The 4303-nt window shown below is 68.4% G+C and carries 7 protein-coding genes; 4 read left to right on the top strand and 3 right to left on the bottom strand.

Features of this window, described 5'->3' with window-relative positions:
* Positions 1-137 precede the first annotated feature (137 nt).
* Positions 138-311, bottom strand: coding sequence for a hypothetical protein (locus LW840_RS17295; protein ID WP_291277467.1), 174 nt, complete (start codon positions 309-311; stop codon positions 138-140).
* A gap of 377 nt (positions 312-688) precedes the next feature.
* Between LW840_RS17295 and LW840_RS17300 the strand changes: the two genes are divergently transcribed.
* The 3 genes from LW840_RS17300 (at position 689) to LW840_RS17310 (ending at position 1873) form a co-directional block, all read left to right on the top strand.
* Entirely contained in the window at positions 689-997 is a 309-nt protein-coding gene (locus LW840_RS17300) for a metalloregulator ArsR/SmtB family transcription factor (protein WP_291267583.1), read from the top strand.
* Positions 998-1064: 67 nt separating this feature from the next.
* Complete coding sequence (locus LW840_RS17305; RefSeq protein ID WP_291267584.1) at positions 1065-1352, top strand: SRPBCC domain-containing protein; 288 nt, start codon at positions 1065-1067, stop codon at positions 1350-1352.
* A 35-nt stretch (positions 1353-1387) separates the two neighbouring features.
* The gene (locus tag LW840_RS17310; RefSeq protein WP_291267585.1) at positions 1388-1873 is read left to right on the top strand and encodes a DUF4287 domain-containing protein; all 486 of its coding nucleotides are present in this window, start codon (positions 1388-1390) and stop codon (positions 1871-1873) included.
* On the opposite strand, the gene LW840_RS17315 is transcribed toward LW840_RS17310, so the two are convergent.
* Both LW840_RS17315 and LW840_RS17320 read right to left on the bottom strand, forming a co-directional pair.
* A complete protein-coding gene (locus LW840_RS17315; RefSeq protein ID WP_291263518.1) occupies positions 1870-2553 on the bottom strand; it encodes an ion channel in 684 nt (227 codons plus the stop codon). The two genes, LW840_RS17310 and LW840_RS17315, sit on opposite strands and share 4 nt — an antisense overlap.
* A gap of 608 nt (positions 2554-3161) precedes the next feature.
* Positions 3162-3311, bottom strand: a complete 150-nt coding sequence (locus tag LW840_RS17320; RefSeq protein WP_291267586.1) for a hypothetical protein — start codon at positions 3309-3311, stop codon at positions 3162-3164.
* A gap of 391 nt (positions 3312-3702) precedes the next feature.
* Here LW840_RS17320 and LW840_RS17325 point away from each other — a divergent pair.
* Positions 3703-4303: hypothetical protein (locus LW840_RS17325; RefSeq protein ID WP_291277468.1), on the top strand; the 601-nt coding region annotated here is incomplete at its 3' end.

The raw sequence follows: 4303 nt of genomic DNA on the forward strand, positions 1-4303 counted from the left end.
AGCAGTTCGAGTCGCTGGAGTGGTACGCCAACGATCGCGAGATCCCGCCGGTGTTTCGCGGGCTCGCGACGTGCGGACTGTTGGTACTGCACGCGCGTCGATAGCGATACGCGATAGTCGCACCCGCGACCCGCGTGTTACGCGTCACTGTCGTCGGCGTAGCTCTCGAGGTACCCGCAGCGCGGACAACGGTAGGTGCGCACATGTCGCGTGGCGCGACCCTTGGAGTGGATGCCAACCCAGAACGACTTCGCCACGTCGCTCTCCACCCATTCCTGCTCCTGACGTGCGTTGCCGTGCCCGTGGTCCACGATGAAGCCCGGTTCCCGCAGGTGCTTCGGAGCATCGCGCTGGCCTACTTGGAAACCATGTATCGTCTTTCACGGGTAAGGTCCCGCTCTTGCTCTCCAACTGTTTCTTGCCATACCAGTCACTCTTGAAAGTCTACCTGGCCGAGCGCGTCGCCGTCGAGCGCGATGCGGCGACACGTCCGTCTCGTCGCGCGAGTGCATAACGATCGTTGCTGTTGGCAGCGCTTTGCGGTATGCGCGCTTTGCGCGCACTTCAATGTGAGTGCTGCAACAGAACCGGGCGTTCTACCGCCCGGGGTACGCTGAGTGCGGGGACGCAAGCGGTGTCCACACCAAGCGACCTTTACAGGTAAGTATGAACTTACCCAATGTGGGCCATGCCGTGTGACACCCCCGCAATCACCCCATCCGGTACCCGGTCGCCCGCCGACCTGGTGTTCGCCGCTCTCGGCGATGCCACCCGCCGGGCACTCATCGCGCAGCTCACCGACCAGCGCGAGGTGCGCGTCACCGACCTCGCGGCGCGCTTCGACATGACCCGCCCCGCCATCTCGCAGCAGCTGCGGGTGTTGCGGGAAGCCGGCCTCGTGCAGGAAACGCGGCGCGGCCGCGAGCGCCTGCACCGGTTGCACCCTGCCGGCTTTCAGCTGCTGAGCGCGTGGCTGCACCGCTACGACCACTTCTAGGACACGGCCCTCGGCCGCCTGGGCGATGTGCTCGACGCCGAGGCACAGCGGGAGAGGGAGGGCAATCGTGGGTAAGCTCTGGCTCCCGCCCATCACCAAAGCCGTCGTGTACGAACATCCGCCCGCCCGGGTATGGCGCGCGCTCACCGACCCCGAGCTGCTCGCCGGCTGGCTCATGCGCCCCGTGGGCTTCGCGCCGGTGGTGGGGACACCCTTCGAGTTCCGCGCCGACCCGGCCCCCGCCTGCGACGGCTTCAATGTCCTGATCGCGCGCGCCGTGCTGGGGCTGGGGTGGCGCCGACTGCTCGTCCGTCAGCTGCGCCGTGCGCTCGAGTCACTGGCGACCCACCCCTGACCACGGCAGCACCAACACCGCTCTCCCTTCCAGCCATGGCGCTCTCTCCTCGTGAAATGCAGGCGGCCATTGTCCGCAACCTGCCGGAACGCACCGGACGCACCCTCGAGGCGTGGGTGCGTGAAGTCCGCGCCCATGGGCCCACCTTGGCCGACCGCTCGCTGCGCGCCGCGCGCACCGCGTGGCTCAAGCAGCATCACGGGCTCGGACACATTCAGGCCCAGGTGATCGCCGCGCATGAACTGGATGCGGGTGGCGCCTATGAAGATCCGACCGGTCTCTTCGCCTCGCTCTTTCCCGACGGCACCCCGGCGCGCACGGCGGGCGATACTCTGGTGGGACTGGCGCTTCCGCCGCACGCGATCGGTGAGCTCGCTCCGCACACCGTGCCGGCGCGTGCACGGCGCGGACTGGGCGGCTCGTCGCGAATCACCCACGAGCTCGTGCTCCGTGACGCGCGTGATGTGGACGCCCTCATGCCCTGGATCGCCAGAGCCCATCACGCCGCGCGCGCGACCTAGGGCTTTCCCTGATCGCCCCTGCTGCCGGTGGTCGCGAGCGAGATGAGCCGGGACACCACCAGCGCGATGTAGAGCACCCCCGTGAATGACGCGAGCATGACCAGCGCGCGCGCCATGGGCGTCACCGGCAGGATGTCGCTGAGCCCCACGCTCGAGAGCACGGCCACGCTGCAGTACAGCAACTCGGTCCAGCTGCGCGGTGCCGGTGTGCCATCGGGATGCGCACTGTAGCCGAAGGCACCGGGCTGCAAGGCCTGACACACGACGAAGCTGTACGCGAAGGCCCAGGCCAACAGCGTGAAGGTGGCGCCGGCGGCGAACAGATCGTCGGTGGCCACGCGGGTATCCTGCAACATGTAGGCAATGAGACTGCCCGCCGCATACAGGTAGAACGCCGCGTACAGCGCCGCCGACGTCGTGGCAATGGCCGGGTTCGGGGTGAACACGCCCACGATCGTGAGGACCACGATCGGCACGGCCAGGGCGACACCGATCCAGGTGAGCCAGGGGCCACTGCGTACCACGCGCAGCGCGAAGCCCAGCACCAGCACGCCGAAGAGGGCGAAGAGCGCACGCCCGCGCGGCGAGCTTTCCATGAGCGCATAGAGTACCACCCCCAGTAGCTGTACCCCAACCAGGGCCGCCGAGGGCGTTCTTCGAAGGAAGGCAAGCAGGCTCACGGTGCACGCGCCTCGGGTGCGAGAATGATCGAGTGGAGGCCGGATGGTGACAAAAGCGGGCAATCAACCGCCGGTCAAGGCGGTCCTTCAGGGGCCACGCTCACCGGGCACGGAGCGCCAAGGGTCCCCGCGAGGCGATCGCCGTCCCGTTGCTCACAGTGATCAGCGACCGCCACCGACGCTATGGACGATACACGGGAACCGCCGTGCGCTGTCCCGGCTCGTGACGCAGGCTCTCCACCAGGGCGGTCCCATACGCACGGCGTAGACACCGGCCTTGGGCGTGGCCGGGGCCTGCACCAGCGTTGCCACGTCGCCTGCCGCAAACAGACCGTCGGTGCCCACGACACGCAGGGCCGCGTCAACCGCCAGGTACCCGTCGCGGGTGACCGGCAGGCCAGCCGTCGCCAGCCAGACCGGCGCGGCGGCGCCCGTTCCGCCGCGACCTTGGCGGCGTGCGAGATGATTGACACGGTCACGCCGGTCCCCGCCAAGCGCGTGCGCATACTGAGGGCGAGCTCCACTCCCGCGATGCCCGCGCCCACCACCACCACGTGACCTGCCCCACAGTGCGTCAGCGCATCCACACGTTCGGCAAAGGCGAGCACCTACTCCAGCGGCTTCACGAGCCGCACCACCTCACCCACGCCGGGCGTGGCCCCTCTGGCCACCACCGACCCAACGGCAAGGGAGCAGAGGTCGAAGGGCACGGTGTCACCATCCGTGAGCCGGTACGCGCCGCCGTATCCACGGCGCACACGTCCTGCGCCATCCACCGTCCGCCGACCGACACGACCTGCGCGGGCACAGCGAACGCAAGCGCATCGAGCGCACACCACCCCCCAACCACCCGGGGAGCATGCCGCTGTAGAGATGACGGTTCCGCACCGTGTACGCCACGAGGTCGATGTCGCCGAGTCGCTCGGCACGGGGGCGTCGCGGCGGGGCCGCCCACGTACACCCGTTCAGCGCCAACTTGTGGGAGTCTGAGCAGCTGAGTTGGGCGTTATCGCCACGCAGGTGGGGGGTGCGGCCCACCGGACCTTTACTCGATGCTCCCAACATGGCACAATGATCGCCAGCCCTTGGGTCACTCACCGCCGATGAGCGCATTGCGCTCATCAGCCATCTCTGACAACAACGAGCCAAATGGCGTTACCCACCTTCGAGCAAACCGTCGACGCCCTGCTCTCCGAAAGCCCGCGCGAGGAGCCCTCGTGGCTGAGCAGCGGCGACGAGGCCCGGCTGCACCTCGCGGTCTCCTGCGCCGCGGAGCGGTTCGCCAACGAGGGGCGGTTCAGCGAGCTGGCGCACGCGGCCGTCGCCCGATACCGGACGCAGCAGAAGACGGGGACCGCCATCTCCTCGATCGTGCCGTTGCTGTTGGCCTTCCGCCACGGGCGTCCGCCGCTCGAGGCCGTGCACGAGCTGTTCCAGCCCCTGATTCGTGCAGTGGTGCAGCACTACTGGGAGGTCACCCCCCAGGCGCTGCGCACGCAAGCACTCGACGATCTGCAGCGGGGACTGCGCCCCTTCCTCGAAGGGGTGCTCCAGGACTTCGTTCCCACGCTGTCCGACGAGGCGCTCCAGGGTGCACTCGCCGCAACCATTTCCACGGCGGAGGTTTCGGCGGGTACACCGGGTGAGCTCAAGTCGGTGTACGGTGCCTCCAGCTACCTGACGTCCACCCAGGGCCTTGCTCCCGGGGCGCCGGCCGCCCTGCTTCCGCACCGGGAGCGGTTTCTGGCGA

Source organism: Gemmatimonas sp. (assembly GCF_021298855.1).
Lineage (GTDB): Bacteria > Gemmatimonadota > Gemmatimonadetes > Gemmatimonadales > Gemmatimonadaceae > Gemmatimonas.

Coding starts and splice junctions, on each gene's coding strand:
- LW840_RS17300 (WP_291267583.1), top strand. CDS start 689: ATGCCGTGTGACACCCCCGCAATCACCCCATCCGGTACCCGGTCGCCC.
- LW840_RS17310 (WP_291267585.1), top strand. CDS start 1,388: ATGGCGCTCTCTCCTCGTGAAATGCAGGCGGCCATTGTCCGCAACCTG.